Source organism: Arthrobacter jiangjiafuii, from assembly GCF_018622995.1.
Taxonomy (GTDB): domain Bacteria; phylum Actinomycetota; class Actinomycetes; order Actinomycetales; family Micrococcaceae; genus Arthrobacter_B; species Arthrobacter_B jiangjiafuii.
This window is the reverse complement of sequence record NZ_CP076022.1, coordinates 2,997,232-3,022,390: the sequence shown is the minus strand read 5'-3', so window position 1 is coordinate 3,022,390 and position 25,159 is coordinate 2,997,232. Positions and strand designations below refer to the sequence as shown.

The following is a 25,159-nucleotide window of genomic DNA, read 5'->3' as shown; positions in this document are numbered from 1 at the left end:
CCCCATGCGCTACGTCGTCGGGTACACCGCCACTGAACGGGGCCGGGATGCGGTGAACCTGGCTGCGGTCATTGCCCGCACCCAGGGCGCCGAGCTGGACCTGGTCATGGTTGACCCGGAGCATTCGCCCTACACCGTTGTGTATCCGCCCGAAAGCGGTTACCGCGACCTGCTCGAAGAACAGCTGGAAACCTGGCTCCGGGAGGGCCTGGATCTGGTGCCCGGCAGCGTGCCTGCGGCCGGGCACATCCGGAACGCCGACTCCGATGCGCATGGGCTGATCGATGCAGCCGAAGAGCTGGGTGCCGGCCTGATTGTGGTCGGGGCGGCCAGCAACGGGATTTTCAAGCGCTTCACCATCGGCAGCGTTGCCAACGCGCTGCTGCACGCCGCGCCGGTGCCCGTGGCCCTGGCTCCGCACGGCTACAGCCGCACCGCCCCGCTGACGCGGATCACCTGCGCGGTGGGCAACCGGCGCGGCGCCAACGACGTGCTGGAAGCGGCCGTGGATACCGCCGCGCGCAGCGGACTGCCGCTGCGGCTGGTGTCGCTGGTCGCGCTGGACGCACCCTCACGGGATGAGAATGCGGTCACGGAGGCCCGCATGCACGCGGACGACCGCCTGGCCCGCGCCCAGCAGCTGGCGGCCGGACGCTGTCCGGTCACCGCCGTCGTCGTACAGGGCCGGACGATCGAAAACGCCATCGATGAGCTGGAGTTCGACGACGGCGAAGTCATGCTCATCGGCTCCAGCCGGCTCGCCGGGAACAACCGGCTCTTCCTGGGCGCCACCGCCAGCAAGATCCTGCGCAGCCTGCCCGTCCCCATGGTGGTGGTGCCCCGGAACTTCCGCGGCAGTACTACCGGCACCGCACCCAGCCAGAGCGAGGTAACCGAATGAGTTCCAACGAAGTGACGGCCTCCCGGGAAGGGGAGTCCGGCGGAATCACCCGCAAGGGACTGAAATCCGGCAGTGTCGGCCTGCTGGGCGCCGTCGTCATCGGTGTTTCCTGCATCGCGCCGGCCTATACGCTCACCGCCGGGCTGGGCCCCACCGTCTCGGAGGTGGGCGTACAGCTGCCAGCGATCTTCCTGGTCGGGTTCATTCCGATGATCCTGGTGGCGCTGGGCTACCGGGAACTGAACAACGCCATGCCGGACTCCGGGACCTCCTTCACCTGGGCCACCCGGGCCTTCGGGCCGTGGGTGGGCTGGATGGGAGGCTGGGGGTTGATCGCGGCCACCATCATTGTGCTCTCGAACCTGGCGGCGGTGGCGGTGGATTTCTTCTACCTGATGCTGGCCCAGGTCACCGGCAATGACGCCCTGGCCGAGCTGACCACCAACCTGCCGCTGAACATCCTCACCACGTGCGTGTTCATCGCCGGTGCCTGCTGGATTTCCTACCGCGGCCTGGAAACCACCAAGGTCTTCCAGTACGTCCTGGTCGGTTTCCAGCTGCTGGTGCTGGGCTGGTTCTCCGTGGCCGCCTTCATCCATGTCGGAGCCGGAACCGCCTTTGATGCCACCCCGATCACCGCGGAATGGTTCAACCCCTTCGCCGTGGAGTCCTTCTCCAGCTTCGCCGCCGGCGTCTCGCTCTCGATCTTTGTGTACTGGGGCTGGGACGTCACCCTGACCATGAACGAGGAAACCAGGAACCCGGACAAGACCCCGGGCCGGGCCGCCACGCTCACGGTGTTCGTGATCGTTGCCGTCTACATGGTGGTGGCGCTCGCGGTGCTCTCCTATGCCGGTGTGGGGGAGGGCGAACTCGGGGCCGGAAACCCTGACAACCAGGAGAGCATCTTCGCCGTCCTGGCCGGGCCGGTCATGGGGCCGTTCGCAATCCTGATGTCACTGTCCATCCTCAGCAGCTCGGCCGCCTCGCTGCAGTCCACCTTCGTCTCGCCCGCGCGCACCCTGCTGGCCATGGGCCACTACCGGGCGCTGCCCCGGCGCTTTGGCAGCATCAGCCCGGTGCACAAGTCGCCGGGCTACGCCACCGTGGCCTCGGCCATTGCCGCGGCAGGCTTCTATACCGTCACGCGGCTGCTGTCCGAGAACGCCCTCTGGGACACCATCACCGCCTTGGGCCTGATGATCTGCTTCTACTACGGCATCACCGCCCTGGCCTGCGTCTGGTTCTTCCGGGCCGAGGCTTTCAGCTCCGCCCGCAACTTCGCGCTCAAGTTCCTGGCACCGCTGCTGGGGGCCGTGATCCTGCTGGTCATGTTCCTCAAGACCGCCGTGGACTCGATGGACCCCGACTACGGCTCGGGATCATCGATTGGCGGAGTGGGGCTGGTCTTCATTCTCGGCACCGGCGTGATCCTGCTCGGGGCCGTCTTGATGCTGCTGATGTACCGCAGGAACCCGGGCTATTTCCGGGGTGAAACCCTGCGCCGCGGGGTGGCGGCAGGGGGCGGCGGGGAGTAACCGTCGAGAAATTGGTTGAGTAGTTGTCGATCAGGCGAAGGGCGGGCTCCCGGGGGTCCCGAAGTTCCTGCCCAGGGGGCGCGAGGACGTCCGGGGGCGGGTGCGGTTGTGGAAAATGCGGCCGCGCCCGCGTGTCTCGTTTGTGATTTATGTTACTGATGTTATTAGAGGGGCTGTTGTTCATTTACGTGTCCTGAGGTAAGTTCTCCTCGTTGCCCCGTGACTTTCTCGTTGGGCACCGCGGTTCTGTGGGGGAGCTGCGCATGGTCTGGCTTCGGTGTGTCTGCGCACTGGGTCTCGAGGCAAAAGGATTAAACATGCGGGTAAAAAAACTGGTGGGGGTCTTCGTTGCCCTGGCCATCACGCTTATGACGGCGGTGATAGCGGTTCCCTCCGCTGCAGCAAGCGCCGCCGACGAACAGTTCGCCAACCGGCTGTACGTGCTGATCAATGACTACCGGCAGCAGCATGGCCTGGCGCCGCTGCGGCTGGATCCCCAGATGAGCGCCGACTCGCAAAGCTGGACCCAGCAGTCGGCGGACATCGCCAACACCGCCGGCGCCGGCGAGTTCCAGCACAGCCCGGGCTCCTACGCGTTCCACGAGAACATCGTCTGGAACATGAGTGCCGACTCGGCGTTCCAGTCCTGGGTTAATTCGGCTCCTCACCGGGCCAATATGCTCATTACAGGAGCCACCGATGTCGGTATCGGCGCCGTCGAGCTGACCGCGGGACCGAACCGCGGCACCTTCCTCGCCACGGCGCAGTTCGGCTGGTCGAAGGCTCCGGCTGACGCAGCGGCACAGGCCGCCACCCTTGAAGCACAGCGTGTTGCTGCTGAGAAGGCTGCTGCCGAGCAGAAGGCTGCTGCCGATAAGGCTGCTGCTGACAAGGCCATCGCTGACAAGGCTGCCGCTGACAAGGCTGCGGCCGAGAAGGCTGCTGCGGACAAGGCTGCGGCCGAGAAGGCCGCTGCGGACAAGGCTGCGGCCGAGAAGGCCGCTGTGGATAAGGCTGCTGCCGACGCCGCAAACGTTGCCGCCCCCGCAGCCGAGGAACCTGCCGCCCCCGAGCCGGTCCAGAACGAAACGGAGCAGGACAAGGCAGCAAAGGATCAGGCAGCCCAGGAGGCGGCACTGAAAGCTGCCAACGAAGCTGCCGCCGTCAAGGCAACCGAAGACGAAGCAGCACGGCAGGCCGAATTGAAGGTGGCTGCGGATGCTGCTGTCGCCGAGCAGCTTGCCGCGGAGCAGGCAGCAGCTGAAGCTGCGGCAGCCGAGACCGCCGCAGTTGAAGCCGCAGCAGCGCAGGCCGCGGAAGCCGAAGCCGTGGAAGCCGAAGCCGCTGCCCAGGCTGCAGCCAGCAAGCCTGCTGCTTCACGAGGGATCAGCCGGGGGCTGCAAAACCCGGTATCCGTCCTCTCATCGCTGGATCAGGTGGTGCTCGGGGACGAGTCGCTGCTCACCAGTGCGGCACGAGGAACCGTCATGGCCACAGCTGCCGGCAGCCAGTTGCGCATCTCCGGGGCCAAGCCGGGTTCCGCCGTCGACGCCGTCATTCCGTCCGCGGGGGTAAACCTCGGAACGGTGAGCGCGGATGCCAAGGGCGAACTCAAGCTTTCGGTTCCGCCGGTGCTTGCTGCCGGTGAGCACAAAGTCGCGCTGTTTACCGACGGCGGGCTGACCGGCTGGGCGTCCTTCACTGTGGAGCCGGCGGTTACCGTCCTGGCGGCGCAGTCGGTGCAGGCAGGATCCGGTGCCGAACTGGCAGTTACCGGTCTCAACCCGGCTCAGATCGCCATCGGCGGCATCGGTGCGCTCATGGCCCTGATCGGCGCTGTGGCGTTGATCGCCGTCCAGCGCCAGCGCACCATCTCGGCCCGCTAGAGAGCCGGTAAGCCCTCCTGTACCGGAGGACCTGTACCAACGAAGCCCCGCCCTCCCAATCCGGGAGAGCGGGGCTTTGTTGTGGTCTGTTCATGCCAGCGCCGAGTGTTGGGATCACGCCCGTTGCCCGCATCCATTGTCGAGATATTGCCAGTTCCCGGCGCTGATAACGGCGTCATCCCGACACTGGGCGAAGGAAAGCGGCGTCTTCCCCACACTCGGTGTCTTTGAGGTCTTTGAGCATGATCACCGCAATCATCGGCCCGACCACCGGCCCTAAATGCCCGACCAGCAACAAGGCCCGACCAGCAGCGCCAGGCTCCGGGCCCGACGCCCCGCCTTAGCCCGCAGCGGCCGCCGCGCGGAGGATCCGGTTCCGGCGCGGACCGCCCATCATGTCGATCGTCAGGATGACCAGCGCGAGCCACACCAGCCCGAAGCCGGCCCAGCGCTCCGGCGGCATGGTCTCGTTGAAGATGGTCAAGGCCACGACAAACTGCAGCGTGGGAGCCAGATACTGCAGCATGCCCACCGTGGAAAGCGGCAACCGCCGGGCAGCGGCACCGAAGAAGATCAGCGGAATGGCGGTGGCGATGCCGGAGAAGGCCAGCAGCCAGAAATGCGCGGGTCCGTTGGAGAGGATCGTCGCCGACCCCGTCAGGACGAGCCACACCAGCACGCCCACGGCAACCGGGGTCAGGACCGCCGTCTCGATGGTGAGGCTGGAAATGGCATCGACCCTGCCGCCCACCCCCTTCTTGACGAGCCCGTAGAGACCGAAGGAAAACGCCAGGATCAGCGCCACCCATGGCACGGTTCCGTACGCCAGACCCAGGACCAGGACGGCAACAAATCCCACGCCCATGGCCACCCACTGCAGCGGCCGCAGCTTCTCCTTCAGCACGATCACGCCAAGCAGCACGGACACCAGCGGATTGATGAAGTAACCCAGCGCCGCCTCCACGGCATGCCCGTTCAGCACGGCCCAGGAAAAGGTCAGCCAGTTGGCCGCGATCAGGACCGCGGCAAGGGCCAGGGTGCCGACCAGCCTGCGGTCACGCGCGGCAGTGGCCGTGGCCTCCCAGGACTTCATCACCGTCAGCAGCACACCGCAAAAGACAAGCGAGAAGACGATCCGCGCGGCGACAATCTCCACCGGTCCGGCGGGCACCAGGACCAGGAAGTACAGGGGCAGCAGTCCCCAGATGGCGTAGGCGCCGATGCCGAACAAGATGCCGGGCGTATTCGAGGCCGGGCCGGGTGCAGCCGGGGACGACGACGGCGTGGGCCGTCCCGGTGACGACGTCGCCGAGGACGCGGGCGGGAGTGGGGGTGCGGAGCGCTGAGCGCCTATTCCGTCGGATGCAGACACGTGAGCGACAACATACGGGCCGCGCCGGGTATTCCCAAAGAGGGCTGCGGGCACCGTCCGCTAACAGCGGAGACCGCCGCCGGGCCCGAGGGGACGGGGCGGCAGCCGGCAGCACGGCCCCGTCGGGGAACATGACTGCGGAACCGTTTAGACGCCGTCGTGCCCGGCATTTAGAATAGGAAACTGTGCGTTATTCCGCACGAGGTTTTCCCCGAGACGAAGGACTATCAGTGTCTAATTCAGCCGCGGACCGGTCGCAGCGCCCCATGCGAGTCGCCATTATCGGCGCTGGCCCTGCCGGTGTTTATGCCGCAGATATCCTTACCAAAGCTGAACGGGATTTCGAGGTCAGCATCGACCTCTTCGACAAGTACCCGGCGCCGTACGGCCTGATCCGCTACGGCGTGGCTCCTGACCACCCGCGGATCAAGGGCATCGTCAACGCCCTGCACAAGGTCATGGACCGCGGCGACATCCGTTTCCTGGGGAACGTCCACTACGGCAAGGACCTGACCCTCACCGATTTCCGGCATTTCTACGATGCCATCATCTTCGCCACCGGGGCCATCAAGGATGCGGACATGAGCATTCCCGGTGTGGAGCTTGAAGGCTCCTTCGGCGGCGCTGACTTTGTCTCCTGGTACGACGGACACCCCGATGTGCCGCGCGAGTGGCCGCTGGATGCCAAGGAAGTTGCCGTGATCGGCAACGGCAACGTGGCCCTGGACGTGGCCCGCATCCTCTCCAAGCACGCCGACGACCTGCTGACCACCGAGATTCCGGACAACGTTTACGAGGGACTGAAGAAGTCGCCCGTCACCGACGTGCATATCTTCGGCCGCCGCGGCCCGGCGCAGGTGAAGTTCACTCCGCTGGAACTGCGCGAGCTCTCGCACTCGCGCGACGTGGACATTGTGCTCTACCCCGAGGACTTTGAATTCGACGAGGGCTCCGACGAGCAGATCCGCTCCAACAACCAGACCAAGACCATGGTCAACACCCTGACCAACTGGCTGGTCGAGGAGCAGGACACCGGCGCCTCCCGCCGCCTGCACCTGCACTTCCTGCACAGCCCGGTGGAGATCTACGAGGACCCGGCCAATCCCGGCAAGGTCGGCGGCATGAAGTTTGAGCGCAACGAGCTTGACGGCACCGGCAACGCCCGCGGCACCGGCGAAATCGTCGACTACCCGGTCCAGGCCGTGTACCGCGCCATCGGCTACTTCGGCTCCGAGCTTCCGGAAGTGGGCTTCGACTCCCGCCGCGGCGTGATCCCGAACGACGGCGGCCGCGTCATCGACGAGTCCGGGACCCCGGTTCCGGGCATCTACACCACCGGCTGGATCAAGCGCGGACCCGTGGGCCTGATCGGCCACACCAAGGGCGACGCGCTGGAGACCATCGGCTTCCTGCTCGAGGACCGGCTGGGCCTGCCGGCCGCCGAGGAGCCGGATGAGGATGCCATCATCAAGCTGCTCGAGGACCGCGGCGTCGAATACACCACGTGGGAGGGCTGGCTGAAGCTGGACGCCTACGAAAAGAGCCTGGGCGCCTCCTACGTGCACCCGGATCCGGCGACCGGTGAACTCGTGCGCGAGCGCGTGAAGGTTGTCGACCGCGAGGAAATGATCCGGGTCGCCCGCGGCCAGTAAAGCCTGGCGACCCGTCTCAGCCGACGCCCGACGCCGGGCCGTTAGGGCCCGGCGCTAAGCGCTCTCCCTCAACAGCTCCGCAAGGTGGCTGGCCACAGCGCTCCGGAACCCCGGATGACCGGCCACGGCGGGCGGGAACACCGTGTCCAGCCCGAACATCCGGTCGGCGAGCCCGCCCGCCGGTCCGCGTGCGGTGTCGGTGAGCACCCCGGCGATCGGATCATCCAGCGGCAGCTCGTGTCCGTAGCTGTCCCGGCCCAGGAACACGTAGGCCATCCAGCCGGCAACAAGCCGGGCGACGGCGTCGGGAACCACCCCTTGTTCCAGCAGATCCGCAGCAGTTCCCAGCGCCCGGATGGGTAGTTTTTCGGAACCGTCCATGGCGACCTGCACGGTGGTGTGTCCCAGCGCCGGGTTCCTGAAGCGGGCCAGGATGGACTCGGCATACTCGGCCAGATCCAGTCCGGCGGGTGGAACCAGGGTCCGCATCGCTTCGCCCTGCAGCGCCGCGGCGGCATCGGCCAGCTCCGGATCCGCGGCGGCCTCCGCGATGGTCCGGTGGCCCTTCAGCGCACCCAGGTACGCCAGCAGGGAATGCGTACCGTTGAGCAGCCGCAGTTTGGCGGTTTCAAAGGGCGCAACATCGGCCGTGATGGTGGCCCCGGCCTGCTCCCAGGCGGGGCGGGCAGCGGTGAACGCATCCTCCAGGACCCATTGCCCGAAGGGCTCAGCGACCACCAGCCCTTCGTCCCACAGGCCCAGCAGCTCCGCGGCCCGGCGCCGGTCCGCATCGGTAGTTGCCGGAACAATGCGGTCCACCATGGTGGAGGGGAAGCCGACGGCGTCACCCACCCAGTCAGCGAAGCCCCCGCCGGCAGCGGCGGCGAACTCCGTGACCAGCGTGCGGGTCAGGGCCCCGTTCTTGCTCAGGTTGTCACACGACATTACGGACAGTGGCGCCCCGTGGGCCCGGTAACGGGCAAACAATCCGCGCGTCAGCAGGCCCAGCGGTGTCCGGGCCGGTTCAGCAGGGGCCCCTGCCCCGGAACGTGCCTCCGTTTTCAGGGCTGCCAGGTCAGCCGCGACATCCGGATCGCTTCGGTGCAGGTGTCCGGCGGCGTCGCGCCGGTATCCCTTTTCCGTGATGGTCAGCGACGCCACCGACGTTCCGGCGGCGGCCAGCGTGCGGATCACCAGCGGGGTATCCCGCCCCGGTGACACCGCCGACCGGATCGATCCGATAACCCGCAGCGACGATGCCCGGCCCTTGGTGAGAACGGAATACAGCCCGTCCTGCGGAGCCAGCGCATCGGCGACCCGGGCCGACCGCCCGGTCACCCCCAGGATGCCCCACCCTGTATCGCCGGTGAGCGAGGACGCGTCCTCGGTGAACACCGCCTGGTGCGCACGGTGGAACGCCCCCAGTCCGAAGTGCACGACGCCGATCTCCAGTCCGCGTGGATCCACGCCCGGAGCCGAGGCGGCCCCCGGCCCCAGCTTCTCCAGCGCTGCCAGGCTGAGCCGCTCCAGGGTCCGGAGCCCCGCAGCCGCCTCCGTCTCCCCGCCCGGCAGCGACGGATCAGTCGACATCTTCACGGACCTGCGACACCAGCTGGGTGGGATTGACGAACCGCAGCGCAATGACCAGCATCACCATCATCATCAGCATGTAGATCACAGCCATGGCATCCACCGACTGCTGGGCGCGGATCCCGGCCCCGGTCATCGCGGTGAACAGTGCCACCACGAGGGTGTCGGACCGCGAATCGGAGGTCAGGAAGGTGAGCTCAAACATGCCCACGGTCCGGACCAGCACCAGCACGGCTGCGGCGAGGATCCCGGGAACCAGCAGGGGAGCCAGGATCCTGGTGAACAGCCGCGTCATGTTCGCCCCGCACATCCGGGCAGCCGACTCGATGGACGGGTTGATCTGCTCGATGAAGGGGGTCATGGTCAGGATGACAAAGGGCACCGACGGCACCAGGTTGGCCAGGATGACGCCGGTCAGGCCCGGTGCCAGGTGGTAATAGGTCAGCAGGGTGGCCAGCGGGATGCCGTAGGTGATGGGCGGCATCATGATCGGCAGCAGGAACACGAGCATCACCAGCGGTTTGCCGGGGAAGTTGCGCCGGGCCAGGACGTAGGAGGCCGGCGCACCGATGAGGACGGAGATGCCGACGACGGCGACCGCCACGATCAGCGTGGTGCTGACCACCTGGCTGAGGTCGTACTCGCGCCAGGCTTCGCCGTACCAGGAGGTGGTGTAACTGGACGGCAGCCAGGTATCGAACCACTGCCCGGCAAAGGAATTGACCAGCACCGAGGAGACCACGCCCAGCAGCAGGATCAGGAACAGCGCCATGCCGCCCCAGACCAGGAACGTTCCCGGAGTGGCTTTCAGTGCCCGGCGCGGAGGACGGCCGGGCGCCGTCGTCGCATCCCTGGTCTTGAGAGTTGCAGTGCTCATCAGCCCTTACCTCCGGTAGTTCCCTTGTACATCCGGGACCGCCACAGCAGCACCAGGATGATGACTAGCAGCTCCACGGCACCCATGACAATGGCTGCGGCAGAGGCCAGGGGATAGTCGAACTGCTGTCCCCAGGCGTTGTACGCGACGTAGGCGATAACCCGGGTGGAACCCGAGGGATCACCGACCAGGATGGCCGATGGAAAGACGCTGAACGCGAGCACGAAGGTCAGGCAGAACGTGATCGCCAGCCCCGGGGCCAGCAGCGGCAGGGTGATCTTCCGGAACCGCTGCTTCCAGTCGGCGCCCAGGGTCTGCGCCGCTGCCTCCAGCGACGGATCGATCCCGGAGAGATAGGAGAGGATGAGCAGGAACGCGAAGGGGAACCCCGAAATGATCAGCGACCAGAGCACGCCCCAGTAGTTCTGGACCAGATCCAGCGGACCGACGCCGAGTACCTCCAGGAACCGGTTGAGCCAGCCCCGCTGTCCGAAGAAGTTGAGCAGGCCTTCGGCGGTCAGCACGGTGCCCAGGGTGATCGGCACCACGAGCACCGTGGTCAGTGCCCGTTTCCCGCGGAACTTGCCCCGCATCTTGTAGGCGATGGGGATGGACGCGGCCACATTGAACACCGCGGCCGGAACGGCAAGCTTGAGCGTGATCCAGATGGATTCCAGTCCGCGCATCGACGGATCGGTGAAGAACTTGATGTACGCACCGAACAGTCCGCCTTCCTTCGGCTGGAAGGACAGGCCAAGCCCGTACATGAACGGATACACGAACAGCACCAGCGCGAACAGCAGCGCCGGTACCAGCAGCAGGAGCAGGCGGTCGATGCCGCGCTCGGCGAGCCGGTGGGACAGGGCAGGCCGTGACGTCGGTTCCCGCCGCCTGGGTTTTGCCGCCTTCCCCGTGCCCACGGTCACGGCGCCACGCCCTGCAGCTGGCGGTCCGGGGCGGGGCTCTCCAACGACTCGGGGAACACCAGGACCCGCTGGTGCGGGGCGGACACGGTGATCCGCTCTCCGGGCGCCGGTGCCAGCGGCGAGCGGATATGCAGCGCCTGCCCGCCGTCGGTGCGCACTTCCACCGCGAACTCGCGGCCCTGGTATTCCACCACCTCCACTGTTGCCTCCAGCGCGGTGCTGCCCGCGGCGGGTGTGCCGGGTTCGGCAATGCTGAAGTCCTCCGGCCGCAGTCCCACCTTGACCTTGTCGCCGGCGGCCATTGGCTGCTTCGCGGATCCGGTCATGGTGGTTCCCGCCACCGAGACCGTCACCGAGGTCCCGCTGACGCGTTCGACGACGCCGTCGAGCAGGTTCCGGTAGCCCATGAAGTCCGCCACATGCCAGTTCACCGGCTGCTCGTGCAGGTCCTGCGGGGTCCCCACCTGCTGCACCTCGCCCTGCCGCAGGACCACGAGCCGGTCCGCCAGGGACAGGGCTTCCTCCTGGTCGTGCGTGACGTAGATGGTGGTCAGCCCCAGGGACTGGTGCAGCCGCCGGATCTCGGTCCGCATTTCCAGCCGCAGCTTGGCGTCCAGGTTGGACAGCGGCTCGTCCATCAGCACCAGCGGCGGGCGCAGGACCACGGCGCGCGCAATGGCGACGCGCTGCTGCTGGCCGCCGGACATCTGGCCGGGCAGCTTCTTGGCATGCGGTCCCAGCTGGACCAGTTCAATGGCTTCGGCCACGCGCGCCTTCAGCTCGGTCCGGGGAACATTGCGCATTTCCAGGCCGAAGGCAATGTTCTTCTCCACCGACAGATGCGGAAAGAGCGCGTAGTTCTGGAAGACCATGCCGAAGCCGCGCTTTTCCGGCGGCAGGCCGTCAATCTGCCGGCCGTCCATCAGGATCCGCCCTCCGGTGAGGGGGAGGAGCCCGGCCAGGCAGTTCAGTGCCGTGGACTTGCCGCAGCCCGACGGCCCCAGCAGGGCAATGAACTCCCCGCTGCGGATGGTCAGGTTCAGGTCGGTCAGGGCTGCCTGGCCGCCGAAATTGCGGGCCACATGGTCCAGCGCCAGTTCATCGAAGCGGGTTGCCTGAATGCTCATTTCTTTTCTTCAATCTTTCCGCTCGCCACTTCGGTGTCCCAGGTGTTGAACGCGGTGACGAGGTCCTCTGCACTGATGGGGGTTGCCTTGGGATTGTCCTCGATCAAGGCGTCGTATTCGGGCCGGCCGAACTTGGTGATGATGTCCTGGCTGGACTGCGGGGCCATGTCCAGCGTGACGTCCTCAACTGCGGGGCCGGGGTAGAAGTAGCCGGAGTCGTAGGTCTTGGCCTGCTGCTCCGGGCTCAGCGCGTACTGCAGAACCGCCAGGATCGCCGACATGGTGTCCTCGGAGACGCCCTTGGGTACGACGGCGTACTGGGCATCGGTGACCCAGGTGAACCCCTCCAGGGCCTGGACCTTGAAATTGGCGGGAACCTGTTCCAGGGCGCGGGGGTTGATGTCCCAGCCGGTGGTGGTCATGGCCATGTCCCAGGTGCCGTTCTTGAGGTTGTTCATGGTGACGCCGGTTCCCGTGGGATACGAGGAGATGTTCTGGTTCAGCTGCTTGAGGTAGTCCCAGGTCTTGGCCCAGCCGGCCTCGGGATCCTTCGGGTCGGAGTCGCCGAGAATGTACGGCAGGCCCATCAGGAAGGTGCGGCCCGGCCCGGAGTTGGCCGGTCGGGCGTAGCCGAACTTGCCGGGGTTCTCCTGCGTCCAGGCCAGCAGTTCCTCGGCCGTGGTGGGCGGGTTGGGCACCTTGTCTGGGTTGTATTCCAGCAGCGGACCCGAGGGGTAGTAGGTCAGGGCGACGCCCTTGTCCTGGGCGAGCTTCTGCATTTCCGCTGCCGGCTCCTGATAGTTCTCCATATTGGAGAGCCGGTCTGAGAAGTCAGCGGCAATGGGAACGAAGAGGTCCTCGCTGATCCCGGCGGACAGTCCATCGGTGCCGGTGAGCACCAGGTCGATCTGGAGGTTTCCTGCCTGCTGCTGGGCCTTGAGCTTGCCGGCCATGTCCGGTGCCCCCGCCGTCTCCCAGGTGACCTCGGAAATGATGTCCGGGTTTTCCTTGGCGAAGGAGTCGAAAATGTCACCGGTCAGCTGTTTGTTGCCGGCCACGTCGAGAATGTTGAGGGTGACGGCTTCCGAGGGCTTGTCCGGCACGTCGCCGGTGGCCAGCGGCGTGCTGGCAGCATCGCTTCCCGGAGCCCCGCAACCGGCGGCGAGCACCGCGGCCGCCGCGAAGACTGAAACCATCTGCATTTTCTTAGTGATGCGCATTGCTTGACCTTTCATTGGGTCCGGCTTCTTCGCGGGACGTGAGGGGCACTGCTGAACGCGGAACGGAAGTGGAGGAGCGGACAATCAGCTGCACCGGAAGGGCTTCGGGTTCAAGCCGGGGGTTCTCCGGGCGGATGCCGTCGATCAGTGCATTGACGGCGGCCGTCCCCACTTTTCGCAGCGGGGCACGGACGGTGGTGAGCGCGGGTGAAACGAGGGTGGCGGCATTGACGTCGTCGATCCCGACCACGCTCATATCCCGGGGAACCTGGATTCCCCTGGCCTGGAGCCGGGAGAGGATGCCCAGGGCCATGAGGTCGTTGTAGGCCAGCACGGCGCTGGCACCGGTGGCGACGGCGAGGTCCGCCGCTGACTGTCCGCCTCCGAAGACCGGGGTGAAGGAACCGATTTCGATGACTTCCAGTCCGGGCAGGTCGGTCAGGGCCGTATGGATGCCGTGCCGGCGCTGCCCGTCGGACCAGGAAGTGGCCGGGCCGCCTGCGTACGCGACGCAGCGGTGGCCCAGCGCGTACAGATGGCCCAGTGCCTGGCGGACAATTTCGGCGTCATCCACCGTGATGCTCTCAACCTCCGGCAGCCGGCGGTTGATCAGCACGGTGGTGGTGCCTTCGGTGATGTCTGCCAGTTCCTCGTCGGACATGCGGGGGGAACAGAGAATCAACCCGTCCACCTGGCTGGCGAGCTTCCGGACCAGTTCGATTTCCGAGCGGACGTCTTCGTCGGAGTCCGCGACGAACACTGCATATCCCTCGCGCAGTGCCCGGCCCTGCACTCCCTTGGTCACCGAGGCGAAGTACGGGTTCTCCAGGTCCGGCACCACCAGACCGAAATTGTTGGTTCGTCCGGTAATGAGGCCGCGGGCCGAATTGTTGGGGGTGTAACCCAGCTGCTGTGCGGCGTCGAGGATCCTCTGGCGGGTCACGGGAGCCACCAGGTCGGAGGCCGAAAGGGCCCGGGACACGGTGGACGCCGAGACGCTCGCGAGCCTTGCCACGTCCCGCACAGTAACCGCACCAGCCATCGGGTAACCCGCCTAACTTCATTGTCAGTGACACCTGGGGTGTGGCGTCCATCACAGAGTGCAATCGTTTGCAGGACGTGTCAAGAGCGTTTCGTACTTCATTTTTACTTCGCCAGAAAACCAGTTAAAGCCCCTTGTTTTATTCAGATCTGGGGCACATATTGGACGGCAGACCCTTTTGCAGGACTAGGCATTTCTGTTTCAACGAAAGAGGCAAGCTGTGACCGAAGACGCAAACAGCTGGACACTGGACCCCGACCGGGCGCTGCCAGCCGAACCCACGGCCCGCGCCGTGGCGCGGGAAATCTACGCCGCCAGCGGGGCGCTGCCGATCGTGTCCATGCACGGCCACGTGGACGTGGATCTGTTCCTGGACAACCAGCCCTTTGCCAACGCCAGCGAGCTGCTGGTGATCCCCGATCACTACTTGGTCCGGATGCTGGTATCCCAGGGCATGACGCCGGCGGATCTGGGCGTCCAGACCCGCGACGGCACGCCGTTCGAGACCGATCCGCGGGAGATCTGGCGCCGCTTCTGCCAGAACTGGAAGCTGTTTCGGGGTACCCCCACCCGCTACTGGCTGGAACATGAATTCGCCGTCGTGTTCGGCGCCCCGGCTCCGCCGTCGGCGCAGAACGCCGATGAACTCTACGACTTCTTCCTCGAAACCCTGGCCCGGGACGAGTTCCGGCCCAGGGCGCTCCTGGACCGCTTCAACGTTGAAGTGCTGGCCACCACTGACTCCGCCCTGTCGGACCTGGCCGCCCACCGCAAACTGGCAGAGCTCGATGGCGGGCAGCGGATTGTCCCCACCTTCCGGCCTGACAGCCTGCTGCAGATCAACCACCGGTCCTGGGCGGACGACGTCGCCAGGCTCTCGGAGGTCTCTGGCATCGACGCCGGGGACTTCGATTCCTTCCTGCAGGCACTGCGGCAGCGCCGCGACGTGTTTATCGCCGCCGGGGCACGCGCAACCGACCACGGCCACCTGAGCGCCGACACCACGGAGCTGGAACCGTCACAGGCCCGGCGGATCTACGCGGCCGCGCTTCGCGGCGAAGCCGACGACGCCGACGCAGCGGCCTTTGCCGGCGGAATGCTCTTCGAGATGGCGCGGATGTCTGCCGAGGACGGCCTGGTGATGCAGCTGCATCCGGGGGTGCTGCGCAACCACAACTCCGCCGTCCGGCAGCGGTACGGCGCCGACGCAGGCTTCGACATCCCCGTCCAGATCGAGTTCACCCGTGCGCTGCAGCCGCTGCTGAACAGTTTCGGCATGAATCCGGACTTCCGCATGATTGCCTTCACCACCGACGAAACGGTGTACTCCCGCGAACTTGCTCCGCTGGCCGGCGCCTACCCGGCGCTGCGCCTTGGTGCGCCCTGGTGGTTCCTGGACAGCCCGGAACAGATGCGCCGGTTCCGGGAATCGGCGGTGGAGACCGCCGGCTTCTACAACACCAGCGGCTTCGTCGATGACACCCGCGCCCTGGCCTCCATCCCGGCCCGCCACGACCTCTCCCGCCGGGTCGACGCCGGCTTCCTGGCACGGCTGGTTACCGAAGGCAGGCTGGATCTGGCCGAAGCCGTGGAAACCGCCGTCGACCTCGCCTACAACCTTCCGCTGCTCGCCTACGCACAGCGCGCCTGACCCCACTGAACCGAAAGCCCGCTGAACCCAAGCCCCCACTGCATCCAAGACCGCACCGCACCCAAGGAGAAACCATGGCCATCCGATCGGCGGAGGTACTGGTCACCAGTCCCGGCCGCAACTTTGTCACGCTGAGGCTGACCACCGACACCGGCGTCGTCGGGCTCGGGGACGCCACGGTCAACGGCCGTGAGCTCGCCGTGGCCGCCTATCTGCGCGAACACGTGGTTCCGCTGCTGATCGGCCGGGACGAGGGACGGATCGAAGACACCTGGCAGTACCTTTACCGCGGTGCCTACTGGCGCCGGGGGCCGATCACCATGGCGGCCATCGCCGCCGTCGACATGGCGCTGTGGGACATCCTGGCCAAGAACGCCGGACTGCCCTTGTACCGGCTGCTCGGCGGGGCGTCGCGGGTTGGCTGCCTGGCCTACGGACATGCTTCCGGCAGCGACTTCGACTCCCTGTTCACCTCCATCCGGAACCACCTGGACCAGGGCTTCAAGGCGATCCGCGTCCAGACCGGCGTTCCGGGCCTGGGCCAGGTCTACGGGGTGGCCACCGACCAGCGTCCAGGCCAGCGCTATGACTACGAACCGGCCATCCGGGCGCCGCTGCCGGCCGAGGAAGCCTGGGACACCCGCGCCTACCTGCGGCATGTACCGGAGGTCTTCGCCGCGGTGCGCCGCGAATTCGGCCCGGAACTGGTCCTCCTGCACGACGGGCACCACCGGATGACACCGAACCAGGCCGCTTCCCTGGGCAAGGCGCTGGAACCCTATGACCTGTTCTGGCTGGAGGACTGCACCCCGGGCGAAAACCAGGAGGGGCTGCGGCGGGTGCGGTCCCAGACCACTGTGCCGCTGGCCATCGGCGAGGTCTTCAACAGTGTCTACGACTACCAGACCCTGATCACCGAGCAGCTGATCGACTATGTCCGCAGCGCAGTGACCCACACGGGCGGCATCACGGCGCTGCGGAAACTCATGGACTTCGCCGCCATCTACTCGATCAAGTCCGGATTCCACGGCCCCACCGACATTTCCCCGGTCGGGCAGGCCGCGCAGCTGCACCTGGGCCTGGCCATCCACAATTTCGGGATCCAGGAGTACATGAAGCACTCCGAGGACACCCTGAAGGTGTTCCAGACCAGCTACACCTTCTCCGAGGGCCTGCTGCATCCCGGCGAGCTGCCGGGCCTGGGAGTGGAGTACGACGACGAGAGGGCCAAGGCCTTCGAATACTCACCGGCGTACCTGCCGGTGAACCGGTTGCTGGACGGGACGGTGCATGACTGGTGATGGCCCTGGCCGAAGCGGTGCTGCGCCTCGCCCCCGGTGACGAGGTCGGTGTTGCGCTGCGCGACCTGCCGGCCGGCACCGTCCTGGCCGGAGCCCACGGGGAGATCACCATCGGCTCGCACATTCCGCAGGGACACAAGGTAGCGCTGGCGGACTGCGGTGTCGGCGCCCCGGTGCACAAGTACGGCCAGGCGATCGGGGAGGCCACGGCGAGGATCGCCCCGGGAGACCACGTCCACACCCACAACCTGGGCATGGGCGCCCTGAGCCGGAACTACGAGTTCGGCACCGCACGGATTTCTCCGGCTGCACCGGCCGGACCGAGGCCGGTGTTCCAGGGCTACCGGCGGGCCAACGGGCGCGCCGGGACCCGGAATTACATCGGCATCGTGACCTCGGTGAACTGCTCGGCAAGCACTGCCCGGATGATCGCCGACCAGTTCCGCGGGCCGGTGCTCGATGCCTTCCCCAATGTGGACGGCGTGATGGCGCTGACCCACGGCAGCGGCTGCGGCATGGTGCTGGGCAGCGAAGGCGCCGAAGTGCTGGTCCGCACGCTGCACGGCTACGCGCACCATCCCAACTTTGCCGCGCTCCTGGTGGTGGGCCTGGGCTGCGAAATGCTGCAGACCGAACGGTTCCTGGACGATGCGGTGTCCGCGGTGGCGGTGGAACGGCTCACCATCCAGGAATCCGGCGGGATCCGGGCTTCGGTGCGGGCGGGGGTGGAGCTGATCGGCAAGATGCTGCCGCTGGTGGACGGCCTGCAGCGTGAGCCGATCGATGTCTCCGAACTGGTGCTCGGCATGAACTGCGGCGGGTCCGACGGTTTCTCCGGCATTACGGCGAACCCCGCGCTGGGCGTCGCCTCCGACCTGCTGGTCGCCTACGGCGGCACCTCGGTGCTGGCGGAAACGCCGGAGGTTTTCGGCGCCGAGCATTTGCTTACCCGCCGGGCCGTCTCGCCCGCGGTGGGGGAGCACCTGCTGCGGCGGCTGGCGTGGTGGCAGGACTATGCCCGGCAGGGCGGCGGCACCCTAGACAACAATCCCTCTCCGGGGAACAAGGCCGGCGGGTTGACCACCATCCTGGAGAAGTCCCTGGGCGCAGTGGCCAAGGCCGGGAAGGCGGAGCTGTCCCGGGTGGTGGAGTACGCCGCCCCCGTCACCGGTCCCGGCCTGGTGTTCATGGACACCCCCGGCTATGACCCGGTGTCCGTGACCGGGATTGTTGCCGGCGGGGCCAACGTGGTCTGTTTCACCACAGGACGCGGCTCCGTCCTGGGCTGCCGCCCGGCGCCGAGCATCAAGCTCGGCACCAACACCGAGCTGTACCGGCGGATGCCGGAGGACATCGACATCAACTGCGGCGTGGTGATCGACGGCGGCATGGGGCTCGAGGAACTGGGCGGGGCGATCTTTGCCCGCATCCTGGAGACTGCCTCCGGCCGGCAGACCGTCAGCGAAGAACTGGAACTGGGACAGGACGAGTTTGTGCCATGGCAATTGGGGACAGTCACATGAGCGTCAATCCGCTGCAAACAGCGGCCACCGGGCCGGAAGCCCTCGGGTCAGCAGCCGCCCGGGTACGTCAGGCCCCGGCACCAGAGGATCCGGTGCAGGCCTGGTTGTCGGCGCTGGCCGCCAGCCCCGTCATCGCCGTGCTGCGTGCCCGGCACGCCTCCGAATACGGTCCGGTCCTCGAGGCACTCATCGAGGGCGGCGTGCTCAACATCGAGCTCACGCTGAGCACCGCAGGAGTACTGGATGCCCTGCCGGAGCTGGTCAGCCGCTACGGGACGCGGGCGCGGATCGGCGTCGGAACCGTCACCGACACCGCGGAGGTCGCACCCCTGGCCGCTGCCGGAGCGGCCTTCCTGGTGACGCCGGTGACCGATACCGCGATCGTGCGCGCAGCCGTCGACGCCGGAATCCCGATCGTTCCCGGCGGACTGACGCCGTCGGAACTCTTCGCCGGCGTCAAAGCCGGAGCACCCGCCGTCAAGGTCTTTCCCGCCTCCGTGGTGGGCCCGGGCTACCTTTCGCAGCTGCGGGGTCCGTTTCCGGATATCCAGGTGATTCCCTCCGGCGGAATCGGAGTGGACGACGCCGGTGCCTGGCTGCGGGCCGGGGCGCTCGCCGTGAGCGTGGGCGGGCCGCTGCTGCAGGACGCGTTCTCCGGCGGCAGCCTGACCGCGCTGTCCAAACGGGCACGCAGGCTGAGTTCGGAAGCCGCAGCAGCTCTCGAGACCAGGGGCCTCGCGTGAGCCGGGAAGAGGTGGGGGCCGCCGACGTCGTGACCCTGGGCGAAACCATGGTGCTGATGCGCTCCTCGCGGCCCGGCCCGCTGGCCACCTCCGCGACCCTGGACCTGGGCATCGGCGGTGCCGAAAGCAACGTGGCCATCGGCCTGAGCCGGCTCGGAATTGACGTGGCCTGGATCGGCCGGGTGGGCGCGGACAGCATGGGCGAGAAGGTGCTGCGCGAGTTGCGTGCGGAGGGCATCCGGGTGCACGGCATCCGGGATGCCGCCGCTCCCACGGGACTCATGATCAAGGAGCGGCGCACTCCCGACACGGCGAAGGTCTGGTACTACCGGTCCGGAAGTGCCGGCTCCCGGCTGGCTCCCGCCGATGTGCCGGGGGATGCCGTTGCAGCCGCGAAGCTGCTGCACATCACCGGCATTACGCCGGCCCTGTCCGAGTCCGCTGCCGCTGCGGTGGCGTACGCGGTGGACTGTGCGCGCGACGGCGGTACCCTGGTGTCGCTGGACCTGAACTACCGCTCGGCCTTGTGGGACAGGGACGCAGCGGGGCCGGTGCTGCGCAAATTGATAGCCGGCGCGGACATCGTTTTTGCCGGCGACGACGAAGCCGGGATTGCGCTCGGTGCCACGGGAGCACCGTCCATCCTGGCGGCGGGGCGGGCAGGGCTGGGGCCGTCCCAGGTCGTCATCAAGCTGGGTGCGGCAGGATGCCTGGCGCTCATCGACGGGGTGGAATCCGTGCAGGCCGCTATCCCGGTGCGGGTGGTGGACACCGTTGGTGCCGGGGACGCCTTCGTCGCCGGTTACCTGGCGGAACTGCTGCAGGGGGAGGGGCCACGGGTCCGGCTGGAAACGGCGGTACGGGCGGGTGCCTTTTCCTGCCTTTCGGACGGTGACTGGGAAGGCCTGCCCACGCGCAGTGACCTGGGCCCGTTGGAGCACGCCGATCCGGTTCAGCGCTAGCGGCGCAACGCTGGAGGGGAACGGTTCCGGCATGTAGGGTGTCGTGCAACGCGCTTCGCGCGGGACAACGACTCCTTATCAGTGCGGATAGGTCGGACGAGTGCAAAACCAAGAAACCGGTGTTGAGGCACCGTATTCCCTGGATGCGCTTCACCGTGCCGCACACCGCGCACACGAGAGCCTGGGCAGCTATCTTCCCGCCGAACTTGAGGCGCTGCGGGCACCGGTTCGGGAATCCTGGCAGCGGTCCCTGCGCCACCATGCCGACCCCGACACCTCCGTTCCGCAGCTGGTCTTCACCGGGTCCGAACTGGACGACTACCGCCGCTCCCACCCGCTGGCCGGCATCATGCCCGTCATCCGGCAACTGCTGGTGCTGCCGGGAACAGACAGCGGCCTGCTCGTGGCGGTGGGGGATGAGCTGGGCCGGCTGCTGTGGGTGGATGGCGATGCCGAGCTGCGCCGCCGGGCGGAGGGGATGCTCTTTATTCCGGGCACCGACTGGTCAGAACAATCGGTCGGTACCAGCGCACCCGGAACGGCGCTGGCCTCTGGGCGCAGCGTCCAGATAACCGGGGCCGAGCACTTCAGCCGGCAGGTCCATTCCTGGAGCTGCACTGCGGTTCCGGTCCGGGATCCGGACACGGGTTCGGTGCTGGGCGTCGTGGACATCACCGGCCGGGACCAGGCGGTGGCCGAACACACCCTGGCCCTGGTCGAGGCCGCCGTCGCTGCCGCCGAGATGCAGCTGCGGGTGCAGCGGCTTCAAGAGGCCGGCAATGCGCGCCGCCGCCCGCCTGCCACCTCCTCCATGCCCGGCCCGGTGTCCGGCGCCGCGCTGCGGCAGGACAGCCTGCAGATCCTGGGCCGGGACCAGGCCGTGCTGAGCGTGGGTGGGCAGGCAATTTCCCTGAGCATCCGGCATTCCGAACTCCTGACCCTCCTGGCCCTTCACCCCGAAGGCCTGACCGCTGATCAGCTCTCGGTCATGGTGTATCCGGAGAGCGCCCCGGTGAGCACCGTCCGGGCGGAAATGCTGCGGTTGCGCAACCTGCTTGGCAAACACAGCGAGGGGCTGCCCGGCCCGCACCTGGTGCCGCAGTCCCGTCCCTACCGGCTGCCGCACGAGCTGGTGATCGACGCCCGGCAGGTCCTGGGCTACCTGGAGCGCGGCGCCTACCGGCTGGCCCTGGGCCTGTACCCCGGCCCGGTGCTGCCGCGTTCGGATGCTCCCGCCATCGCTTCGCTGCGCGGCGAGCTGAGCCGGGTGCTGCGCGAAGCCATGCTCTCCGATGCCGGGGTGGAGACCCTGCTGGCCTACCTCACGCTGCCGGAGGCGCGGTACGACGTCGATGCCTGGTCCCTTGCCCTGCGGCTGCTGCCGCTGCGCTCACCCCGCCGGGCACCGGTGGTGGCACACCTGGTGGAGCTGGAACGCGATCTGGGCTAGGCGCTCTCCGGACGTTCACCGGCGCCGGCGTCCCCGCCGGGTTTGGCGCCGGAAACAGGGCGGATCCGCAGGCTGGTGAGCAGCCCGATCAACAGGGCGCCGGCGGCAATCCAGGCGGCCAGGGACGCACCGTCCGTCATCGCGGCGCGGGCTGCGTCGGCGATATAGGCGGTCTGCGGGTCGGCGCCGAGCGCGGCGATGCTCCCGCCGGAACTGGCATTGACCGAATCCACCAGCGGCCCCAGCAGCGGATTGGCGGCAACATCGTCGGAGAGCCGGGAGGCCGTTCCTTCCTTCAGCGTCGTGAAGAACGCGGTGCCCAGGACCGCGATGCCCAAGGCGGAACCCGTCTGGCGGGCAGTGCTCTGCGTGGCCGAGGCCTGTCCGCTGCGCGCCACCGGGACCTCGGCCAGGACCACCGAGGTCAGCTGGGCGGTGGCCAGTCCAACACCCATGCCGTAGACCAGCAGGATGGGGGAGGTCAGCCAGGCCGTGCTGTCCGGGCGGATCAGCAGGGCCAGCGCGGCGATGGCCAGGATCTCCAGGCACAACCCGAGACGGACCACCAGGATGGGGGAGAACCGGCGGGAGAGCCCCGCAACGGCACCGCTGGCCAGGAAGGACCCGGCCGCCAGCGGCACCAAGGCCAGGCCGGCCTGGAACGCCGAGTACCCCAGCACATTCTGGAACCACAGCGGCAGCGAGAGAATCAGCCCGAACTCGCCGAAGCTGACAATCAGGGCGGTGACGTTTCCGTTCGCGAAGGACGGGATCCGGAACAGGGACAGGTCCAGGATCACGCCCTTGCCGGCATCGGTCCGTTTGCGTTCCAGCAGCACAAATCCGGTCAGGGCCAGCACGGCAAGCGCAAAGGCCAGCGGGACGGGGGAGAGGCTGCCCACGCTGAAGAGGGCGTCGTCGGTGGCATTCCACCAGCCGTAGCTGCGGCCCTCGATCAGGCCAAACACCAGGGCGCCGAAGCCCAGGATCGAGAGCAGCGCCCCAGCGATGTCCACACCCTGCCGGGGACCGGTCCGCGGCTCGGACGACTCCGCCACGAACAACAGCAGCCCGGCCGCGATCAGCACTCCGATGGGAACGTTGATGCCGAAGGCCCACCGCCAGCTGGCATTTTCCGTGAGCCAGCCGCCAAGCAGCGGCCCCACGGCGGCCATGCCGCCAATCGTGGACCCCCAGATGGCAAACGCGATGCCGCGCTCGCGGCCCTGGAAGTTCGCGTTCAGCAGCGCCAGCGTGGTGGGCAGGATCATCGAACCACCCAGGCCCTGCAGCGCGCGGCCGGCGATCAGCAGCCCTCCGCTGCCGGCAAAGGCGCACAGGACGCTGGCAACCACAAAGATCACGACGCCGGTGAGCATGATCCGCCGCCGGCCCACCCGGTCCGCGATCCGGCCCCAGGTAAGCAGCAGCGCGGCAAAGAGCAGGGTATAGATCTCCTGCACCCACTGGATTTCGGTGCTGGAAATGCCCAGGTCATCCACTATCGAGGGAATGGCGACGGACACGATCGTGGCGTCCATGATGATCATGGCAACCCCGAGGCTGATGGCCACCAGGCCCCACCACCGGTACCGCACGTAGCGGCTGGCGCGGCCGGTGCCGGCCGTACCGGCGTTCAGGGGCTGATCCATGGGGGTTCCTCCAAGCAAAAGTGATTCTCTGAGGCAACCATAATCCTGGCACCGGCTCTTTGGCACGTGCGCCCCTGCGCGGCCTCACCAGCCCGTTTCCCGGATGCAACCTTGGTGCAACGTTGCCTTCCGTAGCTTGTGAGTGTCAGACACCGACGTCGTCATCTTCAAGGAGCGCAACATGACCGTTTACGCACAGCCCGGCACCGAGGGTTCCAAATATTCCTTCAAGCCGCGGTACGAGAACTGGATCGGCGGAGAGTGGGTGCCTCCGGTCAAGGGCGGCTACTTCGAGAACGTTTCCCCGGTCACCGGACAGGTTTTCTGCGAAGTTGCCCGCGGCACCTCCGAGGACATCGACCTGGCCCTGGATGCAGCCCACAAGGCCGCGCCCTCCTGGGGCAAGAGTTCCGTCGCGGAGCGGGCGCTGATCCTGAATCGGATTGCCGACCGGATCGAAGAGAACCTCGAACTGCTTGCGGTGGCCGAGGTCTGGGACAACGGCAAGCCCATCCGCGAGGTCCTTGCCGCGGACCTGCCGCTGGCCGTTGACCACTTCCGCTACTTCGCCGGGGCCATCCGGGCGCAGGAAGGCACACTGTCCCAGCTCGATGACAACACCACGGCCTATCACTTCCATGAGCCGCTCGGCGTCGTGGGCCAGATCATTCCGTGGAACTTCCCCATCCTGATGGCCGTCTGGAAGCTGGCGCCGGCGCTCGCCGCAGGCAACGCCGTCGTCCTCAAGCCGGCCGAACAGACGCCGGCCTCGATCATGGTGCTGATGGAACTGATCAGCGACCTGCTGCCCGCGGGCGTGCTGAACGTGGTCAACGGCTTCGGTGTGGAGGCCGGCAAGCCGCTGGCATCCTCGCCGCGCATCCGCAAGATCGCCTTCACCGGGGAAACCACCACCGGGCGCCTGATCATGCAGTACGCCTCGCAGAACCTGATCCCGGTCAGCCTGGAACTGGGCGGAAAGAGCCCGAACATCTTCTTCGCCGACGTCGCGCAGGAAAACGACGCGTTCTACGACAAGGCGCTGGAAGGCTTCAACATGTTCGCGCTGAACCAGGGCGAAGTCTGCACCTGCCCCTCGCGCGCGCTGGTCCAGGACTCCTTCTACGACAGCTTCATGTCCGATGCGCTGGCCCGCACCGCGCAGATCATCCAGGGCAACCCCCTGGATACCAACACCATGGTGGGCGCGCAGGCCTCCAACGACCAGCTGGAGAAGATCCTCTCCTACATGGACATCGCGAACCAGGAAGGCGCCAAGGTCCTCACCGGCGGCGAGCGGCTGATGCTCGACGGCGATCTCGCCGGCGGCTTCTACGTGAAGCCCACGGTCTTTGAAGGCACAAACAACATGCGCATCTTCCAGGAGGAGATCTTCGGTCCGGTGGTTTCCGTGGCCCGGTTCTCCGACTACGGCGAAGCCATGACCCTGGCCAACGACACCCTTTACGGCCTCGGCGCCGGCGTCTGGTCCCGGAACGGCAACATCGCCTACCGGGCCGGCCGGGACATCCAGGCCGGCCGGGTCTGGGTGAACAACTACCACGCCTATCCGGCGCACTCCGCCTTTGGCGGCTACAAGTCCTCCGGCATCGGACGCGAAAACCACGCCATGATGCTGGACCACTACCAGCAGACCAAGAACCTGCTGGTCAGCTACGCCGAGAACAAGCAGGGCTTCTTCTAAACCGCGTGGTGGGCCCGCTTGTGATCCCACTTCTGAGCCCA

20 protein-coding genes are annotated in these 25,159 nt (G+C 67.1%); 12 read left to right on the top strand and 8 right to left on the bottom strand.

Features of this window, described 5'->3' with window-relative positions; all coding sequences use genetic code 11:
- Positions 1–4: 4 nt before the first annotated feature.
- The 3 genes from KKR91_RS14180 to KKR91_RS14170 all read left to right on the top strand — a co-directional run bounded on the left by KKR91_RS14180 (position 5) and on the right by KKR91_RS14170 (position 4,325).
- Positions 5–901, top strand: coding sequence for a universal stress protein (locus tag KKR91_RS14180; RefSeq protein WP_210227820.1), 897 nt, complete (start codon positions 5–7; stop codon positions 899–901).
- Positions 898–2,439 (top strand): APC family permease, encoded by a 1,542-nt coding sequence (locus tag KKR91_RS14175; RefSeq protein WP_210227821.1) that lies wholly within the window; start codon positions 898–900, stop codon positions 2,437–2,439. The genes KKR91_RS14180 and KKR91_RS14175 overlap by 4 nt, the downstream gene beginning before the upstream one ends.
- Before the next feature lie 317 nt (positions 2,440–2,756).
- A complete protein-coding gene (locus tag KKR91_RS14170) occupies positions 2,757–4,325 on the top strand; it encodes a CAP domain-containing protein (protein ID WP_210227822.1) in 1,569 nt (522 codons plus the stop codon).
- Between the two features lie 340 nt (positions 4,326–4,665).
- Here the strand turns inward: KKR91_RS14170 and rarD are convergent, their stop codons facing one another.
- Positions 4,666–5,556: an EamA family transporter RarD gene (gene rarD / locus KKR91_RS14165; protein WP_237688225.1), complete on the bottom strand. Its 891-nt coding sequence runs from the start codon at positions 5,554–5,556 to the stop codon at positions 4,666–4,668.
- Between rarD and KKR91_RS17135 the strand changes: the two genes are divergently transcribed.
- Both KKR91_RS17135 and KKR91_RS14160 read left to right on the top strand, forming a co-directional pair.
- Positions 5,546–5,671 (top strand): hypothetical protein, encoded by a 126-nt coding sequence (locus KKR91_RS17135; protein WP_273544676.1) that lies wholly within the window; start codon positions 5,546–5,548, stop codon positions 5,669–5,671. The two genes, rarD and KKR91_RS17135, sit on opposite strands and share 11 nt — an antisense overlap.
- Positions 5,672–5,927: 256 nt before the next feature.
- Positions 5,928–7,349: an FAD-dependent oxidoreductase gene (locus tag KKR91_RS14160; protein WP_210227823.1), complete on the top strand. Its 1,422-nt coding sequence runs from the start codon at positions 5,928–5,930 to the stop codon at positions 7,347–7,349.
- Between the two features lie 54 nt (positions 7,350–7,403).
- On the opposite strand, the gene KKR91_RS14155 is transcribed toward KKR91_RS14160, so the two are convergent.
- Genes KKR91_RS14155 through KKR91_RS14130 form a run of 6 tightly spaced genes read right to left on the bottom strand, consistent with a single transcriptional unit; the run spans position 7,404 to position 14,104 of the window.
- Positions 7,404–8,939: a mannitol dehydrogenase family protein gene (locus KKR91_RS14155; RefSeq protein ID WP_210227824.1), complete on the bottom strand. Its 1,536-nt coding sequence runs from the start codon at positions 8,937–8,939 to the stop codon at positions 7,404–7,406.
- Positions 8,929–9,816: an ABC transporter permease gene (locus KKR91_RS14150; RefSeq protein ID WP_210227825.1), complete on the bottom strand. Its 888-nt coding sequence runs from the start codon at positions 9,814–9,816 to the stop codon at positions 8,929–8,931. Before KKR91_RS14150 ends, KKR91_RS14155 begins: the two co-directional genes overlap by 11 nt.
- Entirely contained in the window at positions 9,816–10,742 is a 927-nt protein-coding gene (locus tag KKR91_RS14145; RefSeq protein WP_237687390.1) for an ABC transporter permease, read from the bottom strand. The genes KKR91_RS14150 and KKR91_RS14145 overlap by 1 nt, the downstream gene beginning before the upstream one ends.
- Positions 10,739–11,869, bottom strand: coding sequence for an ABC transporter ATP-binding protein (locus KKR91_RS14140; protein WP_210227826.1), 1,131 nt, complete (start codon positions 11,867–11,869; stop codon positions 10,739–10,741). Before KKR91_RS14140 ends, KKR91_RS14145 begins: the two co-directional genes overlap by 4 nt.
- The gene (locus tag KKR91_RS14135) at positions 11,866–13,089 is read right to left on the bottom strand and encodes an extracellular solute-binding protein (RefSeq protein WP_210227827.1); all 1,224 of its coding nucleotides are present in this window, start codon (positions 13,087–13,089) and stop codon (positions 11,866–11,868) included. The genes KKR91_RS14140 and KKR91_RS14135 overlap by 4 nt, the downstream gene beginning before the upstream one ends.
- Complete coding sequence (locus tag KKR91_RS14130) at positions 13,076–14,104, bottom strand: LacI family DNA-binding transcriptional regulator (protein WP_237687389.1); 1,029 nt, start codon at positions 14,102–14,104, stop codon at positions 13,076–13,078. Before KKR91_RS14130 ends, KKR91_RS14135 begins: the two co-directional genes overlap by 14 nt.
- 247 nt (positions 14,105–14,351) lie before the next feature.
- Here KKR91_RS14130 and uxaC point away from each other — a divergent pair, with 247 nt between their 5' ends.
- The 6 genes from uxaC to KKR91_RS14100 all read left to right on the top strand — a co-directional run bounded on the left by uxaC (position 14,352) and on the right by KKR91_RS14100 (position 21,761).
- Positions 14,352–15,782 carry a glucuronate isomerase gene (gene uxaC, locus KKR91_RS14125; protein WP_210227832.1) on the top strand — a complete coding sequence of 477 codons (1,431 nt, stop codon included), beginning with the start codon at positions 14,352–14,354 and terminating at the stop codon, positions 15,780–15,782.
- A 74-nt stretch (positions 15,783–15,856) separates the two neighbouring features.
- Positions 15,857–17,083 (top strand): D-mannonate dehydratase ManD, encoded by a 1,227-nt coding sequence (gene manD, locus KKR91_RS14120; RefSeq protein ID WP_210227834.1) that lies wholly within the window; start codon positions 15,857–15,859, stop codon positions 17,081–17,083.
- Complete coding sequence (locus tag KKR91_RS14115; protein ID WP_210227836.1) at positions 17,083–18,606, top strand: UxaA family hydrolase; 1,524 nt, start codon at positions 17,083–17,085, stop codon at positions 18,604–18,606. Before manD ends, KKR91_RS14115 begins: the two co-directional genes overlap by 1 nt.
- Positions 18,603–19,349 carry a bifunctional 4-hydroxy-2-oxoglutarate aldolase/2-dehydro-3-deoxy-phosphogluconate aldolase gene (locus KKR91_RS14110; RefSeq protein WP_210227839.1) on the top strand — a complete coding sequence of 249 codons (747 nt, stop codon included), beginning with the start codon at positions 18,603–18,605 and terminating at the stop codon, positions 19,347–19,349. The genes KKR91_RS14115 and KKR91_RS14110 overlap by 4 nt, the downstream gene beginning before the upstream one ends.
- Entirely contained in the window at positions 19,346–20,311 is a 966-nt protein-coding gene (locus KKR91_RS14105) for a sugar kinase (RefSeq protein WP_237687388.1), read from the top strand. The genes KKR91_RS14110 and KKR91_RS14105 overlap by 4 nt, the downstream gene beginning before the upstream one ends.
- A 100-nt stretch (positions 20,312–20,411) precedes the next feature.
- A complete protein-coding gene (locus tag KKR91_RS14100) occupies positions 20,412–21,761 on the top strand; it encodes a helix-turn-helix domain-containing protein (protein ID WP_210227841.1) in 1,350 nt (449 codons plus the stop codon).
- Here KKR91_RS14100 and KKR91_RS14095 read toward each other — a convergent pair.
- Positions 21,758–23,413: a DHA2 family efflux MFS transporter permease subunit gene (locus KKR91_RS14095; RefSeq protein WP_210227843.1), complete on the bottom strand. Its 1,656-nt coding sequence runs from the start codon at positions 23,411–23,413 to the stop codon at positions 21,758–21,760. The two genes, KKR91_RS14100 and KKR91_RS14095, sit on opposite strands and share 4 nt — an antisense overlap.
- 181 nt (positions 23,414–23,594) lie before the next feature.
- On the opposite strand from KKR91_RS14095, the gene exaC reads away from it, so the two are divergent.
- A complete protein-coding gene (exaC, locus tag KKR91_RS14090) occupies positions 23,595–25,118 on the top strand; it encodes an acetaldehyde dehydrogenase ExaC (RefSeq protein ID WP_210227845.1) in 1,524 nt (507 codons plus the stop codon).
- Positions 25,119–25,159 lie beyond the last annotated feature (41 nt).